18 protein-coding genes are annotated in these 19,842 nt (G+C 74.2%); 12 read left to right on the top strand and 6 right to left on the bottom strand.

Going from position 1 to position 19,842, the window contains the following annotated elements; all coding sequences use genetic code 11:
- Positions 1 to 139: 139 nt before the first annotated feature.
- The gene (locus tag ACFWJ4_RS31170) at positions 140 to 1,075 is read right to left on the bottom strand and encodes a LysR family transcriptional regulator (RefSeq protein ID WP_380549877.1); all 936 of its coding nucleotides are present in this window, start codon (positions 1,073 to 1,075) and stop codon (positions 140 to 142) included.
- A 145-nt stretch (positions 1,076 to 1,220) separates the two neighbouring features.
- Between ACFWJ4_RS31170 and ACFWJ4_RS31165 the strand changes: the two genes are divergently transcribed.
- Both ACFWJ4_RS31165 and ACFWJ4_RS31160 read left to right on the top strand, forming a co-directional pair.
- Positions 1,221 to 2,489: an MFS transporter gene (locus tag ACFWJ4_RS31165; protein ID WP_380549874.1), complete on the top strand. Its 1,269-nt coding sequence runs from the start codon at positions 1,221 to 1,223 to the stop codon at positions 2,487 to 2,489.
- On the top strand, positions 2,486 to 3,085 hold the full coding sequence (locus tag ACFWJ4_RS31160; RefSeq protein ID WP_380549871.1) for a cysteine hydrolase family protein: 600 nt from the start codon (positions 2,486 to 2,488) through the stop codon (positions 3,083 to 3,085). The genes ACFWJ4_RS31165 and ACFWJ4_RS31160 overlap by 4 nt, the downstream gene beginning before the upstream one ends.
- A 295-nt stretch (positions 3,086 to 3,380) precedes the next feature.
- Here the strand turns inward: ACFWJ4_RS31160 and ACFWJ4_RS31155 are convergent, their stop codons facing one another.
- Positions 3,381 to 4,499: a nucleotide disphospho-sugar-binding domain-containing protein gene (locus tag ACFWJ4_RS31155; RefSeq protein WP_380549868.1), complete on the bottom strand. Its 1,119-nt coding sequence runs from the start codon at positions 4,497 to 4,499 to the stop codon at positions 3,381 to 3,383.
- Positions 4,500 to 4,730: 231 nt separating this feature from the next.
- On the bottom strand, positions 4,731 to 5,513 hold the full coding sequence (locus tag ACFWJ4_RS31150) for an alpha/beta fold hydrolase (RefSeq protein WP_380549865.1): 783 nt from the start codon (positions 5,511 to 5,513) through the stop codon (positions 4,731 to 4,733).
- A gap of 384 nt (positions 5,514 to 5,897) precedes the next feature.
- Here ACFWJ4_RS31150 and ACFWJ4_RS31145 point away from each other — a divergent pair, with 384 nt between their 5' ends.
- Positions 5,898 to 6,377, top strand: a complete 480-nt coding sequence (locus tag ACFWJ4_RS31145) for a hypothetical protein (RefSeq protein WP_380549862.1) — start codon at positions 5,898 to 5,900, stop codon at positions 6,375 to 6,377.
- Positions 6,378 to 6,905: 528 nt separating this feature from the next.
- Here ACFWJ4_RS31145 and ACFWJ4_RS31140 read toward each other — a convergent pair.
- Entirely contained in the window at positions 6,906 to 7,553 is a 648-nt protein-coding gene (locus ACFWJ4_RS31140) for a response regulator (RefSeq protein WP_380549859.1), read from the bottom strand.
- A gap of 132 nt (positions 7,554 to 7,685) precedes the next feature.
- Positions 7,686 to 9,164 (bottom strand): sensor histidine kinase, encoded by a 1,479-nt coding sequence (locus ACFWJ4_RS31135; RefSeq protein WP_380549907.1) that lies wholly within the window; start codon positions 9,162 to 9,164, stop codon positions 7,686 to 7,688.
- Positions 9,165 to 9,325: 161 nt separating this feature from the next.
- Here ACFWJ4_RS31135 and ACFWJ4_RS31130 point away from each other — a divergent pair, with 161 nt between their 5' ends.
- The 7 genes from ACFWJ4_RS31130 to ACFWJ4_RS31100 all read left to right on the top strand — a co-directional run bounded on the left by ACFWJ4_RS31130 (position 9,326) and on the right by ACFWJ4_RS31100 (position 16,117).
- Positions 9,326 to 9,886, top strand: a complete 561-nt coding sequence (locus ACFWJ4_RS31130; protein WP_380549856.1) for a heme-binding protein — start codon at positions 9,326 to 9,328, stop codon at positions 9,884 to 9,886.
- A gap of 156 nt (positions 9,887 to 10,042) precedes the next feature.
- On the top strand, positions 10,043 to 10,468 hold the full coding sequence (locus ACFWJ4_RS31125) for a hypothetical protein (protein WP_359897774.1): 426 nt from the start codon (positions 10,043 to 10,045) through the stop codon (positions 10,466 to 10,468).
- Between the two features lie 106 nt (positions 10,469 to 10,574).
- A complete protein-coding gene (locus ACFWJ4_RS31120; protein ID WP_380549853.1) occupies positions 10,575 to 11,456 on the top strand; it encodes an NAD(P)-dependent oxidoreductase in 882 nt (293 codons plus the stop codon).
- Positions 11,457 to 11,628: 172 nt separating this feature from the next.
- A complete protein-coding gene (locus ACFWJ4_RS31115; protein WP_380549850.1) occupies positions 11,629 to 12,207 on the top strand; it encodes a flavodoxin family protein in 579 nt (192 codons plus the stop codon).
- Between the two features lie 392 nt (positions 12,208 to 12,599).
- Positions 12,600 to 13,739: an LPXTG cell wall anchor domain-containing protein gene (locus ACFWJ4_RS31110; RefSeq protein ID WP_380549847.1), complete on the top strand. Its 1,140-nt coding sequence runs from the start codon at positions 12,600 to 12,602 to the stop codon at positions 13,737 to 13,739.
- 264 nt (positions 13,740 to 14,003) lie between these two features.
- Positions 14,004 to 15,245, top strand: coding sequence for a hypothetical protein (locus ACFWJ4_RS31105; protein WP_380351239.1), 1,242 nt, complete (start codon positions 14,004 to 14,006; stop codon positions 15,243 to 15,245).
- 86 nt (positions 15,246 to 15,331) lie between these two features.
- A complete protein-coding gene (locus ACFWJ4_RS31100) occupies positions 15,332 to 16,117 on the top strand; it encodes a MerR family transcriptional regulator (protein WP_380549844.1) in 786 nt (261 codons plus the stop codon).
- 69 nt (positions 16,118 to 16,186) lie between these two features.
- Here the strand turns inward: ACFWJ4_RS31100 and ACFWJ4_RS31095 are convergent, their stop codons facing one another.
- Complete coding sequence (locus ACFWJ4_RS31095; protein ID WP_380549841.1) at positions 16,187 to 17,296, bottom strand: helix-turn-helix domain-containing protein; 1,110 nt, start codon at positions 17,294 to 17,296, stop codon at positions 16,187 to 16,189.
- Positions 17,297 to 17,531: 235 nt separating this feature from the next.
- Between ACFWJ4_RS31095 and ACFWJ4_RS31090 the strand changes: the two genes are divergently transcribed.
- Positions 17,532 to 18,209 (top strand): SigE family RNA polymerase sigma factor, encoded by a 678-nt coding sequence (locus tag ACFWJ4_RS31090; protein ID WP_359897781.1) that lies wholly within the window; start codon positions 17,532 to 17,534, stop codon positions 18,207 to 18,209.
- Positions 18,206 to 19,654 (top strand): hypothetical protein, encoded by a 1,449-nt coding sequence (locus ACFWJ4_RS31085; protein WP_380549838.1) that lies wholly within the window; start codon positions 18,206 to 18,208, stop codon positions 19,652 to 19,654. The genes ACFWJ4_RS31090 and ACFWJ4_RS31085 overlap by 4 nt, the downstream gene beginning before the upstream one ends.
- The last annotated feature ends 188 nt before the right edge of the window (positions 19,655 to 19,842 follow it).

The raw sequence follows: 19,842 nt of genomic DNA, 5'->3' as shown, positions 1-19,842 counted from the left end.
GCCGGCGGGGATCCCGGGCGGGGTGGAGCACGGCCCCCGCCGTGGCCGCTGTTTCGGTTGGTCCGGCTCCGTCCCCTTCGCGTTGTCCGGACCGGTTCGGGCCGGTTCGGGACGGTTCAGGCCGGGCCGGTTCGGGCGGTCAGTGGGGGAGGGCCCAGGCGGGGGTCCAGGTGTCCGGGGCTGCGGGGTCCGCGGGGGCGGCCGCGAGGTGGGCGCGGAGCGTGGGCAGCGCCGGGTGGGGGTTGTCGCGGTGCCAGAGGAGGGAGTGGGGGTAGACGGGCGTCGGGTCGGTCACCGGGATGCGGCGCAGGCCGTGGCCGGCGGGCCAGACGAGGCGGGTCCGCTCGCTCATGAAGGTGGCCAGGGCCGGGGTGTCGGCGATGGTGTCGAGGAGCACGTCGGAGCCGAAGTTGGGGCCGGTGGCCTCGATGGTGAGGCCGAACTCGGCGACCAGGTCGGCGTAGTAGGCGCCCCACTCGGTGCCGGGGGCGATGCCGGGCATCCAGATCCGGTGGCCGACCAGTTCGGCGACGGTCACGGATCCGGCGTCCGCGAGGGCGTGGTCGGGGCCGGTGAGGAGTTGGAGCGGTTCGTCGAGGACCCGGACGGACTCGATGTCCTCGGGCAGGGGCCTGCCGGGCGCGGCGACGGCGCGGAAGGACGCGTCGATCGTGCCGGAGCGGATGGCGGCGACGGCGGTGTCGATGTCGAACAGCATCAGCACGTCGAGGTCGATGTCGGGGTGGCTGCGGTGGAAGCCGCGCATCAGGCCCGAGACCGCGCCGCGTGAGTTGATCACGTCGACCCGCAGCGGGCGGCGGCCGGCGCGCACGGACGCGACCGCCCGCTCGGCGACCCGCAGCAGCTCGCGGGCGTGGGGCAGGAACGCCTGGCCGTCGATGGTCAGTTCGGCGCCGCGCGGGGTGCGGGTGAACAGCCGCACGCCGAGGTCGCGCTCCAGTGCGGCGACGCGCTTGGAGACGGCCTGCTGGGTGACGGACAGGTCGACGGCGGCCTTCTGGAACTGGCCGGCCTCCGCGATCGCGGCGAAGGTGCGCACTGCTTCGAGGTCCACACGACCCACCTTAGGGAACAACCGGAGGTTGTGCGGAGTGGGTGAATCGGTTGTTTGACCTGCCGTAGTGGCGACCGATTGGCTCTCACTGGTCAACCCCGGTTTGTTCGGCCGGGGTCGGGACGTCGAGGGGAGCGCACCGCGCATGACGGGCGGGAAACGGCTGGGCCGGCGGTTCGGATGGCTGTGGGCGGCGTACGCGGCGAGCGCGTACGGGTCCGGACTGGGGTTCGGGGCACTGCCGCTGATCGCCGTCCTGGTGCTGCACGCCGGGCCCGCCGAGGTGTCCGCGCTGTCCGCGGTGGGGCCCGCGGTGGGTGCGCTGGTCGCGGTGCCGCTCGCGCCGTGGGTGGAGTTCCGACGCAAGCGGCCGGTCATGATCGCGACGGACCTGATCCGGTTCGCGGCCATGGCGACGATCCCGGTGGCCTACGCCTTCGGGTGGCTCGGCTTCGTCCAGCTGCTCGTGGTCTCGATCGTGATCGCCGCGGCCAAGATCGCGTTCGGCGCGGCCAGTGGGGCCTACCTCAAGGCGCTCGTCCGGCCGGAGGACCTGCTCGTGGCCAACGCACGCTTCGAGTCGACGAATTGGAGCTCCATCGCGATCGGGCCGCCGCTCGGCGGGGCGGCGATCGGCTGGTTCGGGCCGGTCACCACCGTGGTGGCCGACGCGCTCGGCTACCTGCTCTCCGCGCTGGGCATCACCGCGATCCGCGACCGGGAGGAGCCGCCCGTCCGGGCCGGCGGGAAGCCGCTCCGGGCCGGCGCGGTGCTCGACGGCTGGCGACACATCCTGGGCGACCCCGGTCTGCGGGCGCTCTACCTCAACAACATGCTCGTCGCCGGTCTGATCATGGCCACCGAGCCGGTGCTCGCCGTCCTTCTCCTGCGCCAACTCCACTTCGCGCCTTGGGAGTACGGCCTCGCCTTCGCCGCCCCCTGCCTCGGTGGGCTGATCGGCTCCCGGCTGGCCCGGCGGGTCGTGGAGCGCCACGGGCGGGACCGGGTCTTCCGGGTCGTCGGCACCCTGCGGGCCGTCTGGCTGATCGGCCTGGCCTTCGTCCGCCCCGGCGTGGTCGGGCTCGTCACCGTGATGGCCGTCGAGCTGGCGATCATCATCAACATGAGCCTGTTCAACCCGGTGCTCGCCACCTACCGGCTCGAACGCACGCCCAAGCACCTCGTCGCCCGCACCCTGTCGGCCTGGTCGATCGGCCAGCAGGCGTCCATCGCCGTCTGCACCGCGCTCGGCGGGCTGCTCGCCGACGCCACCGGCCCGCGCACCGCCCTCACGGTCGCGGGACTGCTCATCCTCGCCACCCCCTTCCTGCTTCCCCGACCCGACCGGACGCGGCCGGGCGCCGTACCGGGCACCCCGCCGGCCGCACCATCCGTACGGAGGACAACCGCATGAGCACCGACCGGGCACTCGATCCCGCGCACACCGCCCTCCTCGTCCTGGACTGCCAGCCCGTGATCCTGGCCGCGCTGCCCGGGGACGGAGACCGCGAGGCCCTGCTCGGCCGGGTGGCCGGGGCGATCGCCGACGTCCGAGCCGAGGGCGGCACCATCGCCCACGTACGCGTCGGCTTCACCGAGGCCGACTGGGACGCCGTCCCGGCCGCCAACACCACCTTCGCCCCGCTGGCCCGGCACCGCGCCATGCACCACGAGGACCCCGCCGCCGCCGTCCACGAGCACCTGGCGCCCGGGGACGGCGACATCCTCGTGCGCAAGACCCGCTACGGGGCCCTGTCCACCACCGACCTCGACCGGCGGCTGCGCGAGCGCGGCATCACCACGCTGGTCGTCTGCGGCCTCGGTACCGGCGGCGCCGTCCTGTCCACCGTCCTCGACGCGGCCGACCGCGACTACCGGCTCCTCGTCCTGTCCGACGGCGTCGCCGACCCGGACCCGGAGGTCCACGACGTCCTGCTCCGCCGGGTCCTCCCCTCCCGGGCCGACGTCGTCGACACCGCCGGGCTGCGCGCCCTGCTCCGGGGCGACTGACGGGCCCGAACCCGTCCCGCCCCCGGCCGCCGCGCCCACCCGATGCGGCGTGCGGTGTGCGGCGTGCGGTGTTCGCGGGGCGGCAGGGCGTCGAAGTGGCCGGGATCGATCTGGTTCCGGGGCGCCTCCAGCTGGTATCCGGTGGGCGGAGCCGGCCGGCGCGGGTGTGCGTCGGGCCCCGGCGCGACCCTGCCCCGCCGACAGACGCCCGCCGACGGCCGACAGCCGCAGGCCGGTCGGCCCGCGGCTGTCGTGCGCCGTCCGGGTGGGCCGGAGCCGGCAGTGGATCAGTGGATCAGCGGCGGGCGGCGAGGCCCTCCAGGCTGGGGACCAGGGTGGCCGGGGTGGGCAGGGCGGCGTTGTCGGCCTGCAGGCGGTGGGCGGCGTCGCGCAGCGCGGCGTCGGTGAGGATGCGGGTGAGCAGCGGGGTGTCGACGGCGTCGGAGGTGGAGCTCAGGGCGGCGCCGGTGGCGGTGATGGCGTCGGCGTTGAGGAAGTGGTCCGCGCCCTGGGGGAGCAGCAGCTGGGGCAGGCCCGCCTGGAGGGCGGTCAGCATGGTGCCCGAGCCGCCGTGGTGGATCAGCGCGTCGGCGCGGCCGAGCAGTTCGTTGAGCGGGACCCAGGGCAGGCCGCGGACGTTGGCGGGCAGGGTGCCGAGCGGGGCGAGGTCGGCGCCGCCGACCGCGAGCAGGAAGTCGGCGTCGACCTCGGCCGCCGCCTCGACCAGGCGGACCACCGCGCGGACGCCGTCGAGTTCGGCGAGCACGGTGCCCAGGGTGACGACCGCCCGCGGGCGGTCGGCCTTGCGGAGGAACTCGGCCGGGACGATGCCGCCGCCGTTGTACGGGACGTAGCGCATCGGCAGGCCGTCCGGGTCGCCGCCGAGCGGGCCGACGTTGAGCACCGCGGCGATGCCCGGGCCGGTCAGGCCGCGCTCCTCGTACAGGTCGGACACGTGCGAGGCCACCAGCTCGGTCATGGGACCGCCGGGGCTGGCACCGAAGTTCTGCACCACCGACGGGATCTTGAGCTGGGCGGCGACCAGCGGGGCGGCGGCCGCGAAGGAGTCGTGGACGATCAGGTCGGCGCCCCAGTCGGTGGCGGCCGCCAGCAGACCGTCCACGTCGGGACGGGAGGCGCGCGCGAACATCGCGGCCGCCATGTCGAGGATCTCGTCCTGGGTCCTGTTCTGGTTGACGTACTCGACCTTGCCGCCGAGAGCCTCCTCGATGATCTCCCGCAGGCCCCGGCCGTCGCCGATCTGGACGATGGGGAAGCCCGCGGAGCGGATCAGCTCGACCGGCTGTCCGACGGCGAACAGGACCTCGTGCCCGACGGCGCGCAGCGCCTGGGCGGTGGGCACCATCGGGTAGAGGTGACCGGCCGCGGTGGGGCCGGTGAAGAGTATGCGCATGGTGGTCTCCTTGCGGATGTCGCTGACAAGGCAGTCTCACCTTTGAAGTTGACGTTCAGTCAATTTGATTAGGATCACCATGCGCGGTAATCGGCCTTTCTGGAGCAGGGCTTGCCTCTCGGGCAATGGTGTGCTCCGCGCGCCGGTCGCCCGGGCCGTGCGCGCCCGCCGGCCGGACCTCCCGTACGCCGCCGCCCGCTCCCTCCCGGCGGTCGGTCGTGCGGCGGCCGGTCACGCGGCCGTGAGGAAGTCCCGGACGGTGCCGGTGAACGCCTCGGTCTCCTCGGCGAGCACGATGTGGCCGGTGTCGAACTCGGCGTAGGCGCTACCGGGCAGGGCGGTGTGCAGCCGGCGGGCGTTCTCCACCGGGACGGTGGCGTCCTGGGTGCAGCCGATCACCAGGGCGGGCGCCTGGACGCGCGGGAGCAGCGGGCCGAGGTCCAGTCCGAGGTTGAGGGCGATGTGCCGCAGGGTGCCCGGGGTCGGCTGCATGTAGGCGGTGTTGGCCTGGACGGCGGCGCGCCCGATCCGGTCGAGGAAGCCGCGGCTGAAGGCGGTGAGGGTGGCGTAGCCGCCGAACGCGGCGGGGTGGTCGGCGAGCGAGAGCCAGGTGGCCATGGAGAGCCGCAGGTACTCGTCCTGTTCCGCGCTGATCCAGCCGGCGGCGGCGATCAGCCGGCGGACCCGCTCGGGGTGCAGGGCGGCGGTCGCGGTGGCGACGACGGCGCCGAGCGAGAAGCCGAGGACGTCGGCGGGGCCGCGGCCGGCGTCCTCGATCACGGCGGCGACCTGGGCGGCCAGCGCCTCCAGGGTGAGCGGCGCGCCGTCGTCGTCGGCGGCCTCGCTGCCGGAGAGGTCGGGCAGCAGCACGGTGCAGCGGTCGGTGAAGGCGTCCAGCAGGCCGTCCCACATGGCCGAGCCGGGGCCGGTGCCGTGCACCAGGACGAGGGTGTCGGGGCCGTCGCCGACGACGCGGTAGGGGATGCGGGCGGTGCCGACGGTGATGACGGGCATGACGGGTCCTCTCGACAGGGGGGCGGACGGTGGGTCAGAAGACGTGCGGCAAGCGGCCGGACGGCGGTTTCGGCCCGGCGGCTCGGCGGCTCGGCACGAGAAGTAAACTACACGGTGCAGATCAGTGATTCAACTGCACCGTGCAGTGCACTTTGAGAGTGTGGGAACGGTGAGGGATGGAGCCGGGAGGGGAACTGCCCGTACCCGCCCGCCGTCCAAGCAGTGACGGAATGCCTGCCCGGGTTGAACACCGGGAGGAGTACGGAGGGCCCTGTGCAGTCAGGTGGTGCCGAGCTGAACGTCGGATGTCCGGGCGGCGGCCCCGGAGGCGCGAGGGTCGCGCCGGTCCGTCGGCCGGGGTCCGGTCCGGGGTCGGAGCCGGGGGTGACGGTCGATCAACTCGACGCCGCCGAGCACTGCGAGACGCTGCTCCAGGACACCCTGGACGCCGTCCGTCCGGCGCCGGTCTGGCAGGGGGCGCCCGCACGGGCGGGGGCGCGGCTGCCGCTGCCGGGGCGCGAGTCGGAGCTGCTCTGGTACGTCACCCGGGGCCGGGACCTCCTCACCGTCGTCTCGCTGCCCCGGCGGGCGGTGCTGGCGGACGTGGTGGAGCGGCACTGGCGGCGGCGCGGCTGGACGATCACCTCGCTGAACGCCGGCCAGGAGCGCCCGGGCGTCGCCGTGACCACCCCGGACGGCTACCGGCTGGCACTGCGCTTCGGCGAGTCGGGCGAGGCCGGGCTGACCGCGAGTTCGCCGGGAGTGGCCCGCTCGGAGCGGGGCCCGGTGCTGTCCGGCAGCGTCGACCACTGCGCGCCGCCGCTGCCGTACGTCCGCTGTCCGTACTGGAGCGCCCTGGCGTAGGCCGGAACGCGTCGGAACGCGCCGGGGAGGCCGGAGGAGCTGGTGGAAGGGGACCGGGGGAGGCGTGGAGCGAGTCCCCCCGGACCCGCTCCACGCCGCCTCGTCGCGCGGCTTCGGCGCTGCCGCTCCCCCCGACACCCCGGGCAAACCCGCCGTTCCCCCCTGGCCACACCCTCCGGCGAGAGCGGTCCGCACAGGCCCCGGCGAGCCCCCACCCCCGGGGACGTCGTTGATCTCAAACTAACAAACCGCGTGGTTGGTTTGTCAATAGCGAAATCCACGAAACATCCACATTGTGACGAGGCCCTCGGTGGAACCCGAAAGGGCCTCGGACCAGGGAGTTGTGGCCGATCCGGGACGGCCGGCGCCCGAGTCGCCCGCACCGGGCCGGTGGAGCTCACGGGCGGGCACCGGCTCGGAATCCGACATTCCGAGCATCATGGCAGCACGCAGTGACACCGGGCGGGCGCCCAGCGCAGCCGGGAGAACGGGGAGTGGAGAACGGGGAGCGGGGAACGGGTCGGGGCCTCAGCGCAGCAGCCGGCGCTCCTTCGCCACCGCCACCGCGCCCGCCCGGGTGTCCACGCCCAACTTGTCGTAGATCCGGCCGAGGTGCGTCTTCACCGTGGCCTCGCTGATGAACAGCGCCCGGGCGATCTCCCGGTTGCCCAGCCCCTGCGCCAGCTGTTCGAGGATGTCCTGCTCGCGTTCGGTGAGCTGCGGTGAGGGCGCCCGCATCTGCGCCATCACCCTGGAGGCGACCGGGGGCGAGAGCACCGTGCGGCCCCGCGCGGCCGCGTGCACGGCGGCGAACAGCTCCTCCGGCCGTTCGGCCTTCAGCAGGTAGCCGGTGGCGCCGGCGGCGATGGCCCGGGTGATGTCGGCGTCCGTGTCGTAGGTGGTGAGCACCAGGACGTGCGGTCCGCCCGGGGCGGCGGTGATCCGCCGGGTGGCCTCCACCCCGTCGATGCCGTCGCCGAGTTGGAGGTCCATCAGCACGACCTGCGGCGCCAGCCGGGCGGCCAGCGCGACGGCCTCCTCCCCGGTGCTCGCCTCGCCGACCACCTCGATGTCGCCGGCGCTCGCCAGCAACGCCAGCAGCCCGGCCCGCACCACGGCGTGGTCGTCGCAGACCAGCAGGCGGACCGGGGTCGTCCGGACGGGAGTCGTGCTCATCTCTGCTCCAAGGTCATGGCTGCTCCGGGCCCGTCGGCGCGCCGGGCCGGTTGCCGCGCCGGGCCGGTTGCCGCGCCGGGCCGGAACGCTGCGCCGGGCCCGTCGCCGCGCCGGGCGCACGGGTGCTCCGACTCATCGCTGCGTCAGGGGGATCGCGGCGGAGACGACGCTGCCCTCACCGGGCGTGCTCTCCACGGTCAGCCTGCCACCCAGCTGCCGCAGCCGGGCCCGCATCGCCGGCAGGCCGTACCCGCGCCCGCCCCCGGGGCCGGCCGCGTCCGGGTCGAAGCCCTGTCCGTCGTCGGCGATGTCCAGCACGGCCTGGTCGCCGAGGAAGGACAGCGTGATCGCGGCGGCCGAAGCCCCGGCGTGCTCGCGGACGTTGGCCAGTGCGCCCTGGGCGATCCGCAGCAGCGCGGACTGCGCGGCCGTGGGCAGCGGCACCGGCGTGCCGTCCAGGTGGAAGCGGACCGGCAGCCCGCTCTCGGCGGACTCCCGCTCGGCCAGCGACCGCAGTGCCCGGTCGAGGGTGCGGCCGTCGGACAGCTCCACCGGGGCGAGGTCGTGGACGAAGCGGCGGGCCTCGGCCAGGTTCCGGGCCGCCACCTCGGCGGCGGTGCGGACGTGGGTGCGGGCGGTCGCCGGGTGGGTGTCCCAGGTGCGCTCGGCGGCCTGGAGCAGCATCTGCTGACTGGACAGGCCCTGCGCCAGGGTGTCGTGGATCTCCATCGCCAGCCGCTCGCGCTCGGCCAGGGTGCCCTCCCGCCGTTCGGTGGCGGCGAGTTCGCGCCGGGTGCGGACCAGATCGGCGATCAGCGCGCGCTGCCGGGCGGCCTGCCGGGCCATGACGAGGAAGACGCCGGTGGCGAGCCCGGCCACCGCGGGCGGCAGCAGGACCAGCGTGGCGTCGGCGCCGCCGGGCAGCCGGATCTCGGCGATCACCACCAGCAGGGTCAGCGCCCCGACCAGCGGGATGGCCGCCCTCGCCGGCAGCACCCGCAGCACGCTGTAGATCAGCGGGACGGCGCACCAGGCGAAGCTCGGCGCGAGCAGCACCAGCACCACCCAGAGGGCCACCACCAGGGCCAGCGGCCACCGGCGGGGCCGGCCCGGGGCGGGCGGACGGCGGTGGTCGAGCCAGGACCCGGCCGGCCGGGCGACCGCGAGGGCCGCGCTCAGCCCGATCACCCAGGGCGCCTGCGCGGTGCCGGAGTGGTGGGTGAGGTAGCGGTTGAGCGAGGCGGCGAGCAGCAGCAGGAAGGCGGAGTCCAGCAGCAGTGCCAACCGGCCCGCGTCCGGGTCAGCGGTGTCGCCGGTGTCGCCGGTGTCGCCGGTGTCACGGGTGCCGAGGGTGTCGCCGGTGCCGAGGACGGCGCGGCGGCCGGCGCCGGTGCGGTCCGCAGCGCCGCGGCCGGCGGTCGGGCGGGGCTGCTGCACGGGTGGCTCCTGGCTGAACGGGTGGTGCGGGCGCGGTCGGCGCCGGCCCGGACCGGCCTGCACCGGCCCGTACCGTCGCGGCCCGGTCCCGCACCGACCTGCGTCGATCCCTCGATGGTGACCCGTCCGGCCCGGGGCCGCATCAGCCGATCGGTTGACCCCGGCGTCCACCATCATGCCCGGACGTCCGCGCCGGACCGTCGATGTGGCGGCGCCTTCCCCGGGCGGAGGATCGAAGCACGCCGCCGGGCGATCCCCCCAACGGCCCGGCGGCCCCCGAACCCCCGCCCCACCCCGCCACACCCCACCCCGCAGATCCGCTGAGGAGCTGGACCATGAAGAAGACCTCCGTGCGCACCCGGGTGCTGACCGGCACCGTCGCCGCCGCCGCGCTCGCCGCCGCCACCGTGGGCGCCGTCTCGGCCAGCGCCGAGTCCACCGACACCCCGGCCGTCCCGGCGGCGGCGAAGGCCGACACCCAGAACAAGAACCTGGCCGCGAGCAGCGGCCTGACCATCGACGCCGCCACCCGCGCCGCCCAGGCCGCCCTGGACGCGGCCACCAGGGCCGGCCAGCACGTGTCGGTCGCGGTCGTCGACCGCGACGGTGTCACCCGGGTGCTGCTGAAGGGTGACGGCGCCGGCCCGCAGGCCCCGGTCTCGGCCGAGCGCAAGGCCTTCACCGCGGTGTCCTGGAACGCCCCGACCTCGGAGCTGGCCAAGCGGCTGGCCCAGGCCCCGAACCTGAAGGACATCCCGGGCACCCTGTTCCTGGCCGGCGGTGCCCCGATCCAGTCGAAGGGCGCTCCGATCGCGGCCGTCGGCGTCGCGGGTGCGCCCAGCGGCGACCTGGACGAGCAGTTCGCGCAGGCCGGCGTCGCCGAGCTGGCGAAGTGACGTGAGCCCGGCCGCCGGCCCGCCCCGCGCCAGGGGAGGGCCGGCGGCCGGGTCATGGTCTCGTTCGGGTGAACACCGGGAGGGTCGCCGCAGAACACGGGATGACCCTTCGAAAAGCCGGTGCCACTGTCAGTGGCGCGTGGCAGGCTTCCCGGTATGACGGCGTGGACCCTCAACGACATCGAACGTGCGATCCGCTCCTCCTGGGGTGTCGACACCTGTGCGCCCGAGGATCTGGCCCACTGGCGTCCCGACAATCCCGCCCGCGGCCAGTGCGGGGTGACGGCGATGGTGGTGCACGACCTGCTCGGCGGCGAGCTCATGATGGGCGAGGTGTACGTCGACGGGGTGCGGACGGACCTCCACTGGTGGAACCGTTTCGCCACCGGCTTCGAGATCGACCTCACCCGTGAGCAGTTCGGGCCGGACGAACTGGTCGGCCCCGGCCGCCCGGTGGCCCGGCCGGCCCGTCCCGGCCGGCTCCAGGCCCAGTACGAGCTGCTGCGCGGCCGGGTGGTCGCCGAACTGGAGCGCGGGGCGGCCGACGACCGCACCCGGATGCCGGCCCGCGCCTGCGCGTGAGCCGCTGCCCGGCCGCGGGTGCGCCGCCCGGTTCAGCGGTCGGCCCGCGGGCGTTCTGACGTACAGTCGGTCGTGCACGAGCAGGTGCGGCGACGGGAGTGCGGGGATGACCGGGCGGACGATCGGCTTCGTGGGGCTGGGTTCGATGGGGCGCGGCATGGCCGGCAGCCTGCTGCGGGCCGGCCACACCGTACGGGTCTGGAACCGCTCGCCCGGGCCGGTGGCCGCCATGGTGGCCGAGGGCGCGGAGGCGGCCGACTCGCTCGCCGAGGTGTTCGCCGCCGACACGGTGGTCTCCATGCTCGCCAACGACACGGCGGTCGAGCGGCTGCTCGACCCCGCGCTGCTGGCCGGTGCCGCGGCGACCCTGCACGTCAACATGGCCACCGTCTCGGTCGCTCTCGCCGAGCGGGCCGAGGAGCGGTACGCCGAGCACGGCATCGGCTACGTCGCCGCGCCCGTCCTCGGCCGTCCGCCGGTCGCGGCGGAGGGGCGGCTGAACATCCTGGTCGCGGGCGCGCCCGAACTGCTGGAACGGGCCGAGCCGCTGTTCGCCGCGATGGGCGAGCGCACCTGGCACTTCGGTGTGAGCCCCCGGCAGGCCAACACGGCCAAGATCAGCGCCAACTTCCTGATCGCCTGCGCGATCGAGTCGATGGCCGAGGCGTGCAGTCTGGCCGAGGCGCACGGCGTCCGGCCGACCGACCTGGTGGAGATGCTCAGCGGGACGCTCTTCCCCGGGCCGATCCACAGCGGCTACGGCTCGATGGTGGCCGAGCGCCGCTACGAGCCGGCGGGGTTCCGGCTGCCGCTCGGACTCAAGGACGTCGGTCTCGCACTGGAGGCGGGGGCCGCGCGCAACGTTCCGCTGCCGTTCGGCAGCGTCCTGCGGGACGCTTTCCTGGACGCGCTGGCCCACGGCGACGGGGACAAGGACTGGGCGGCCGTCGCGGCCGTCGCCCGCCGCCGGGCCGGACTGCCCGACTGACCGTCGGCCGGGCCGCCCCGGCCCGCGCCCGGTGCTCCGCGCCCGGTGCTCCGCGCCCGGCGCTCCGTGCCCGGTGCTCCGTGCCCGCGGTTTGGCATGGGCGCGGAATAAACCGGCGTTCGGGGGCTGCTCACTCCTGCGTCCGCACCGTACGCACGACGGAGGAATCCTGATGGCCGATCAGCCGTCCGGCGCCGAGGCGCCGCGCCGTTTCCTGTTCCTCGACGCCAGCGCGCGCGCCGACGGCAACTCGGCCCGGCTCGCCCGGCTGGCCGCAGGGTCGAGCCTGCCGGCCGGTGCCGAGCAGCGTTGGCTGCGCCTCGACGAGCACCCGCTGCCGCCCTTCCGGGACCTGCGGCACACCGGCGACGGCAGCTACCCGGAGCCGGCGGGCCACGAGCGGACGCTGCTGGACGCCACCCTGGCGGCCACCGACCTGGTCTTCGTCGCGCCGCTGTACTGGTACTCGCTGCCGACCAGCGCCAAGCTCTATCTCGACCACTGGTCGGCCTGGATGCGGGTGCCCGGGGTGAACCTCAAGGCCCGGCTGGGCGGCGGCACGCTCTGGGGCGTCACCGCCCTCGCCACCGAGGACGACAAGGCCGAGCCGCTGATCGGCACCCTCCGGCTGACCGCCGAGTACATGGGGATGCGCTGGGGCGGGGTGCTGCTCGGCAACGGCAGCCGCCCGGGCGAGGTGCTGGACGACGAGCGGGCGGTGATCGCGGCCAAGTCGTTCTTCGCGGGCTGAACCCCGGGCCGGGTCCGCCCGGGCAGCGCAGCTCCGGCAGCTCCGGCGGCCCCGGCGGCCCCGGCAGCTCCGGCGGCCCCGGCGGACCGGGCGTCGTGCGCGTCCGCCCCCGGCCGCCGGGGGCCGGGGGCTACCGTCTTTCGGACGTGTACCCGTCACGCGGCACCCCGTCAGTCGACCCGAGGCACGGTGCAAAAGCCTTACGAGTGGCCAGAGTTGGATGATTCGGGCACTCCGCCCCCCGGTTCGATTCACAGCGTGCCACCCGCCTTCCGGACCGGTCGGGTCGTTCGGTACTCTCCGTCGGACTTTCAGCTTCGCGGGGGGTACGTGGCGTCTGCGGCCGCCCCCTCGCGCCCCGGGCCTCGCCCGGACACTTCCGTGAGGTCTCCTTGTCCATACGTCGCAGTTTTGCCCTTGCCGGAGCCGTCGCGCTCGCGTCCTCGCTCGTCCTGGCCGGCGCCCAGGGCGCCATGGCCGTCGGTGCCACCGGCACCCCGTCCGCCGCCGCGCAGCAGGCCGACAAGGCGTCGCACGCGAGCCTCGACCTCTCGCTGAACGGCGTGCCCGGCACCTTCATCGCCGGCGGTGACGCCCGCGAGTTCACCTTCAAGGTCGACAACAGGACGAAGCACGACTTCGTCTTCATCCCGCTGCTCAAGTTCAAGAACAAGGCGGGCTCGCTCCAGGCGAAGGACCTCAAGGTCCAGTACCGGCTCCCCGGGGGCGAGTGGCAGACCGCCGTGGTCGCCCCCGACCAGAGCGGGGAGAAGAACGACTCCGTCCTGATGATGCTCGGCACCCTCGACGGGGCCGGCAACCCGGTCGCCGACGACCTGCTCGGGGTGAACCGCGGCAAGAACGTCCCGATCAAGGTCCGGGCGTCCTTCACCGACGGTGCCCCGCTCGGCCGGGCCGGCGTCGTCCCGGTCGTCTTCGCCGCCGAGCTCGACGACTCCAGCCACCAGCCGGTCGACAACGGCCACCTCAGCTGCGAAGGCGGCGTGGGCTTCGTCATCAAGGCGCACGGCGGCGGCAAGCCGTCCCCGACGCCCACCGCGTCGCAGACCGGCAAGCCCAGCCCGACCCCGACCCAGACGGGCAAGCCCAGCCCGACCGCGAGCAGCTCCTCGTCGGCCACCGCGACCGCCACGCCGACGGAGAAGCCGACCGAGACGCCCACCGGCAAGCCGACCGAGAAGCCCACCGAGAAGCCCACCGAGAAGCCGACCACCCCGGCCACCGGCGAGCCCTCCGGTTCGGCCACCGCCCCGGCCCCGGCCGAGAGCAGCGGCGACACCGCGGGCCCGATCGACTTCCCGGTCGTGCCCCCGGTCATCACCCCGCCGCCGCTGACCCCGGCCGCCGTCGACAAGGCCAAGGCCGCCGCGGACGGCAGCGACAAGGCCCTGGCCCAGACCGGTGGCGGTGACAACACCACCGCCATCGCGGCCGCCGGCGGCGCCGTCCTGGCGGCCGGTGTCGGCACCCTCGTGGTGCTGCGCCGCCGCAAGTCCGCCCAGCAGGGCTGACCCGGAACGCACCGACGCCCGGGAGGGCCGGGCCGCGGCTGATGCCGGCCCGGCCCTCCCGGCGTTCCCGGGCGGTACCCCCTCCCGGTCCGGCCCTCCGGGCGTTCCCGGGCACGCTCACTCCCGCAGTTCCGGGCGCGTCCCCGCAGCCCCCCGTGCCGCCCGCACCGTCCCGTCGGACGGATCCGCGGGCGGCGCGGACGGTTCTCCTCCGTCACATAGGATGTCCGGCCGGAGGGGGGCGGAACGGCGGGGAGAGGACAGGTGCGGACAGCACGCACGGCACGGGCCACCACCGACTACGAGGCGGCGACCGGGCGGATCGCCGGGTTGCCGCTGCGCAGGCACCACGTCCTGCTGGCCGCCTGGACGGTGCTCTGGTTCCTCCTGGTCGAGCCCAGCGGCGGCTTCTCCTGGCACTACCTGCGCCAGGGCGAGCAACTGCTCTTCAGCGATCAGCCCGACGGCGGCCTGTCGCTCTACGCCCGCCACCCGGAGCTCCAGATCGGCCCGGTGAGCCTGGCCGCGGCCAGGCTCACCGCCCCGTTCGCACCGCACACCGGCGAGCTGATCGCCGAGGCGGTGAGCGCCGGGCTGGGCCTGGTGATGCTGGTCGTGGTCGGCCGCACCGCCGCCCTGTACTACCTCGGCACCGGGATCAACCACCGGCGGCTCCAGCAGCGGCTGCTGATCGCCGGGCTGGCGTTCATCCCGATGTGGGTCGAGGTCTCGGTCCGCTTCGCGCACCTGGACGACGTCCTCGCGCTGTTCTTCACCACCCTCGCCGCGCACGCCCTGGCCCGCGGCAAGCCCGTCCAGGTCGCGGTGCTCCTGGCGCTGGCGGTGGACTCCAAGCCCTGGGCGATCGCCTTCGCCCCGTTGATCCTGGCGCTGCCCCGGCCCGCCTGGCTGCGCACCGCGCTCTGGTTCTGCGCCCTGGTGGCGATCGCCTGGCTGCCGTTCTACCTGGGCAACCTGGACACCATGGCGGCCGCCAAGTTCACCATCCCGAACCAGCCCGCCTCCGCGCTGCGCTGGTTCGGGGTCACCGACCCGTCCACCCCCTGGTGGGACCGGCCGACCCAGTTCGCGCTCGGCATCGGGCTCGGCTGCGTCGCCGTTTGGCGGGGCCGCTGGCCGGCCGTGGTGCTGCTGGGCGCGGACGCCCGCGTCCTGCTCGACCCGAGCGTCTACACCTACTACACGGCCTCGATCCTGCTCGGCACCCTGCTCTGGGACGCGGTGGGGCAGAAGCGGCTCGTCCCGTGGTGGAGCTGGATCGCGCTGGTCGCGCTGTACGGCGGCACGCTGTTCCTCCCGTCGGACGCGGCCCGCGGTTTCGTCCGGCTCGCCTTCGTGGTGGTCTCCGCCGCGTACGTGCTGTTCTGGCCCGCGCAGCGGTCCCGCCGGCCGCGGTCCGGTGCGCCGGGCGACGGCGAGGGCGGTGCCGTCGGCCACCGGGGCGGGCGACGGCGCGTGCGGGTGCCGGCCGGCGCCGGGGTCTGACGCGGGAGGGCCCGCCCCCGTTCACCGCTTGACCCTCACGCGACGTGAGAGCCGAGGGTGGTGGTCAGAACCAGGGAGGAACTCCGATGACCAGTGAGGGCTACTCGGTCGGCGCCGTGGCGAAGATCGCCAAGGTGACCGTCCGTACCCTGCACCACTACGACGGGATCGGTCTGCTGTCCCCGGCCGGCCGTACCCGGTCCGGCTACCGCCGGTACACGGACGCCGACCTCGACCGGCTGCAGCAGATCCTCTTCTACCGAGAACTCGGGTTCCCCCTGGAGGAGATCGCGGCGATCCTGGACGACGACTCGGTCAGCCCGACCGAACACCTCCGGCGGCAGCACCGGCTGCTCACCGACCGGATCAGTCACCTCCAGGAACTCGCCTCAGCCGTCGAACACGCCATGGAGGCACGGAGAATGGGCATTCAGCTGACCCCGGAGGAGAAGTTCGAGATCTTCGGCGAGGACTACCAGGAGGACTGGGAGCAGGAGGCCGAGCAGCGCTGGGGCGACACCACGGCCTGGGCCGAGTCGCAGCGCCGCACCGGCGGCTACTCCAAGGCCGACTGGCAGCGGATCCAGGCCGAGATGACCGGGCTCAACGACCGCCTGGCCGAGGCGCTCACCGCCGGCGAGCCCGCCGACGGCCCGGTGGCCACGGACCTCGCCGAGGAGCACCGGCAGCACATCTGCGGGAACTTCTACGACTGCACGTACACCATCCACCGCGGCCTGGCCGGGCTGTACGTCTCCGACCCGCGCTGGACCGACACCTACGAGAAGATCGCGCCGGGCCTGGCCCAGTGGCTTCACGACGCCATCCTCGCCAACGCCGACCGGCGCGAGGAGAAGCGCGCGGGGCAGTAGGCCGCGCGCCCGGGCCACCCCGCGCCCACCCCGCGCCCACGCCGCCCTGAGCCCGAAGGAGCGCAGGGCTCAGGCCACCCCGCGCCCGAAGGAGCGTCGGTAGGCGGTCGGGGAGGTGCGCATCACCCGGCCGAAGTGGTGGCGGAAGGTCGCGGCGCTCTCGAAGCCGACCGCCGCGGCGATCTCCTCCACCGACCCCTCCGGCGACTCCAGCAGCGCCAGACTGGCCGCGATGCGCTGGGTGACGACCCAGCGCATCGGGCTGGTCCCGTTGCGGGCGGTGAAGTGCCGCAGGTACGAGCGGTCCGACATCCGGGCGGCGCCGGCCAGTTGCGAGATGGTCAGCGGGGAGGCCAGGTGGTCCAGCGCCCACTGCATGCTGCGGGCGATCCCGTCGTCCTCCTCCTCGACCGGGCGGACCGCCGCCTCGATGAACTGGGACTGCCCGCCGTCCCGGTGCGGTGCCACCACGAAGCGCCGGGCCACCGTGTTGGCCACCTTGGCGCCGTGGTCCCGGCGGACCAGGTGCAGGCAGAGGTCGATGCCGGCCGCGCTGCCCGCGCTGGTCAGCACGTCGCCGTTGTCCACGTAGAGCACGTCCGGATCGACGCGCACCGCCGGGTAGCGCTGCTGGAGCAGCTCGGCGTACCGCCAGTGGGTGGTCGCCACCCGGCCGTCCAGCAGCCCGGCGGCGGCCAGGGCGAAGGCGCCCGAGCAGATCGACACGATCCGGGCGCCGCGCGCGTGCGCGGTGCGCAGCGCCTCGACCAGGGCGGGGGAGACGCCCCCGGCCGGGCGACCGGGAGACGCCCCCACGCCGCCGAACGCGTTCGGCACCCCGGGGACCACCACGGTGTCGGCCGCGGCCAGCTCGTCCAGCCCGTGCCGGGCGGTCAGCGTGAAGCCGCCCACCGCCTCCAGCGCCGTACCGGGCCGGTCGGCGCACACCTTCAGCCCGTACCAGGGCGCCGCCAGCAGGCCGGTCAACTCGGGCCGCGCCAGCCCGAACACCTCGACCACCACGCCGAGTTCGAACGGTGCCATGCCCGGGAAGGCGTACACCGCGACGTCGTGCACGGGCTCCGGACGCCGGCCGATGGTGACGGCCACCGGCCGTGGCCCGACGGCGGCTTCGGCGACCGGGGCGCCGGCCGGGCCGGAGACGTTCTGCTCGGCCATGCGAACCCCCTGCTCACGGGTGGCGGAATGCCGGTGAGTGTAGCCGTCCCGGCCCCTTCGGAATTTTCTTCGAACCCGACTGCAACCTTCACCTCCGTCACACGTCCTTTGGTACGGGGGCGGAGGGAACCCGGCAGAGGGCGGCTGGGATGATCCCCCCGATCACGATCTTGATCAGGTGGACCTGACGGAACGGCGGCCGCCGTCACCGTCCCGGGGGAAAGCGGAATCGCGAATGTCCATGGCCATCGGGCCGACCGCCGTGCAGGCAGGGGGGCGCGGCTTCTCCGTCCGCGGAGTGGTCGCCGCACTGTTCGGCGCACAGGAGGCCGGCGAGCCGCTCGCCGCCGTCGCCACCGAGCAGGAGGCGAAGCAGCGCCGTTCCGGGTTCCGGCTGCTGCGCGGCGGCCGGAAGCCCGCCGAGGACCGGCCCACCCTGACCGACCTCTACCACGCCCACCGGCTCGGTCTGGTCCGGATGGCGGTCCTGCTGGTCGACCACCAGGACCTGGCCGAGGACGTCGTGCAGGACGCCTTCACCCAGCTCTACCAGCGCTACGGCGAGGAGCTGGACGACCTCGACAACGCCCTCGGCTACCTGCGCACCTCGGTGGTCAACGGCGCCCGCTCGATGCTTCGCCGCCGCAAGACCGCCCGCGAGTACGTGCCGCCGCACGTGGCCGACGCCCCGTCCGCCGAGGACCACGCGGTGCTCAACGACGAGCACCGCCGGGTGTTGGTCGCCCTGCAGGAGTTGACTCCCCGCCAGCGTGAGGTGCTGGTGCTGCGCTACTGGTCCGACATGTCGGAGGCGCAGATTGCCGAGACCCTGGGACTGTCCCGGGGCGCCGTGAAGTCCACTGCCAGCCGCGCTCTGGACGCCTTGGAAAAGCACCTGGAGAAGGTTCGATGACCGACAAGCTCCCCCGCCGCATCGGCGGCGACGGCGACGGGCCGGCCGAGACACCGACGGAACGGCTGCTCCGCGAGGCGATGACGGCCCGGGCCTCCATGGTCACGGCGGCCGGCCTGCGACCGGCCGCTCCCCCGAAGAACCGCATCCGCCGGCTGCGCCCGGTGTACGCCGTCACCGTGCCGCTCGGCCTGGCCGCCGCCATGGCGCTCGGCGTGCTCACCTTCCACGGCGAGCCGGTCGCCCAGGACCAGGTCCCGCCCCCGGCCGCCACCCTGACCGCCGTGCCGAGCCCGACGCCCGATCCGACCGGCGAGCCCAGCCCGACGGCGACCCCCACCGACCCGGGCGCCTCCACCGGCGCTGCCGAGCCGGAGGTCCCGCTCGCCGACGGCATCGCCTCCTCCGCCCCCTCGGCCTCCAACACGCCGACCAGTGCGGCGAGTTCGTACACCTTCCGGGGCGTCAAGTTCAAGGTTCCGGCCGGTTGGAAGACCGTGCCGGTCTCGACCAGTCGGGTCTGCGTCCTGAGCCCGGGTGCTCCGACCGACCCGCAGCAGGGCTGGGACACGTCGAGGTGCGAGCCGTACGGCGTCCTGGTCGTGGTCTACAACAGCCCGGACGAGATCGGCGGCGGCGCCTGGCCGACGACGGACGACCTGGTCGCCGACAGCGGCTGGGGCCACCAGCCGAACTGCCCGATCTGGGGCCGGCCCTACTTCCCCGACAACGGCTACTCCTCGGTCGGCGCACCCGTGCGGACCAAGCCCACCGTGGCCGGCAGGACGATCGACAAGACCCAGTGGAACGTCACCTGCAAGCCCGGGGACACCTTCACCGCCCAGCTGTGGGGGATGGGTCTGGACCAGGTCTTCGTGGTGGCGAACGGGCTCAAGAGCGACTACCAGTCGGGCCTGACGGCGATCGTCAACAGCCTGGACGTGAGCGGCCACAAGTCGCCGTCCCTGACCCCGTCCGACAAGGGCGCGAAGGACATTGCGATCACGGTCGACGGCGGCATCGGCGCCGGACAGAAGGTGTCCACCAACGGCACCCCGGTGACCTTCACGGTGACGTACCGGAACACCGGCCTGAAGACCTACGACAAGCTCCAACCGCTGGTCTACACGAAGGAGTACACCGGGACGCCGCCGAGCGAGATGATCATGATCAACAAGGGCAAGCTGGAGCGCCAGGACGCCGGCGTCTGGAAGGAGATCCCGCTCGGGATGGGCGGCGGCATGGACTACGCCATGGTGGGCCAGCAGGCCCAGTTCTCGCTCGCGCCGGGGGAGTCCAGGACGGTGACGTACCGGATGAGCCTCGACAAGCTGGACGGGCCCGGCACGATGCCGGTGTCCGTCCAGGCGATGCTGCCGTACGACGGCTCCGCGCCGCTGACCTCCCTGAAAGAGGTGATCGTCCCGGTGACGGTCGTGAAGTAGCCGTCCCACGCGGGCCGTTGAGGCGCCGTGACCGGGAATCTCCCCTGGTCACGGCGCCTTTCGGCGTTCCGGGCGAAGTCCGCGAGAAATTCTTCGAACCGACCTGCAACCCCCCGGGGGGATGGACGTCTATCAGGGTGAGAGGCGGGGAGAGCGAGCCGGCGGAGCCGGGGGGCTCGGGCCGGCTC

The sequence above is a fragment of the Kitasatospora sp. NPDC127067 genome (assembly GCF_042724755.1).
Classification (GTDB): domain Bacteria; phylum Actinomycetota; class Actinomycetes; order Streptomycetales; family Streptomycetaceae; genus Kitasatospora; species Kitasatospora lactacystinica.
The sequence above is the reverse complement of the archived record's forward strand: the minus strand, read 5'-3'. Positions and strand labels throughout refer to the sequence as shown.

What these genes read in the sequence shown, in the direction of transcription:
- ACFWJ4_RS31165 (WP_380549874.1), top strand. Translation starts at nt 1,221, where the DNA reads ATGACGGGCGGGAAACGGCTGGGCCGGCGGTTCGGATGGCTGTGGGCG.
- ACFWJ4_RS31160 (WP_380549871.1), top strand. Translation starts at nt 2,486, where the DNA reads ATGAGCACCGACCGGGCACTCGATCCCGCGCACACCGCCCTCCTCGTC.
- ACFWJ4_RS31155 (WP_380549868.1), bottom strand. Translation starts at nt 4,499, where the DNA reads ATGCGCATACTCTTCACCGGCCCCACCGCGGCCGGTCACCTCTACCCG.
- ACFWJ4_RS31150 (WP_380549865.1), bottom strand. Translation starts at nt 5,513, where the DNA reads ATGCCCGTCATCACCGTCGGCACCGCCCGCATCCCCTACCGCGTCGTC.
- ACFWJ4_RS31140 (WP_380549859.1), bottom strand. Translation starts at nt 7,553, where the DNA reads ATGAGCACGACTCCCGTCCGGACGACCCCGGTCCGCCTGCTGGTCTGC.
- ACFWJ4_RS31135 (WP_380549907.1), bottom strand. Translation starts at nt 9,164, where the DNA reads ATGGTGGACGCCGGGGTCAACCGATCGGCTGATGCGGCCCCGGGCCGG.
- ACFWJ4_RS31130 (WP_380549856.1), top strand. Translation starts at nt 9,326, where the DNA reads ATGAAGAAGACCTCCGTGCGCACCCGGGTGCTGACCGGCACCGTCGCC.
- ACFWJ4_RS31125 (WP_359897774.1), top strand. Translation starts at nt 10,043, where the DNA reads ATGACGGCGTGGACCCTCAACGACATCGAACGTGCGATCCGCTCCTCC.
- ACFWJ4_RS31120 (WP_380549853.1), top strand. Translation starts at nt 10,575, where the DNA reads ATGACCGGGCGGACGATCGGCTTCGTGGGGCTGGGTTCGATGGGGCGC.
- ACFWJ4_RS31115 (WP_380549850.1), top strand. Translation starts at nt 11,629, where the DNA reads ATGGCCGATCAGCCGTCCGGCGCCGAGGCGCCGCGCCGTTTCCTGTTC.
- ACFWJ4_RS31100 (WP_380549844.1), top strand. Translation starts at nt 15,332, where the DNA reads ATGACCAGTGAGGGCTACTCGGTCGGCGCCGTGGCGAAGATCGCCAAG.
- ACFWJ4_RS31095 (WP_380549841.1), bottom strand. Translation starts at nt 17,296, where the DNA reads ATGGCCGAGCAGAACGTCTCCGGCCCGGCCGGCGCCCCGGTCGCCGAA.
- ACFWJ4_RS31090 (WP_359897781.1), top strand. Translation starts at nt 17,532, where the DNA reads ATGTCCATGGCCATCGGGCCGACCGCCGTGCAGGCAGGGGGGCGCGGC.
- ACFWJ4_RS31085 (WP_380549838.1), top strand. Translation starts at nt 18,206, where the DNA reads ATGACCGACAAGCTCCCCCGCCGCATCGGCGGCGACGGCGACGGGCCG.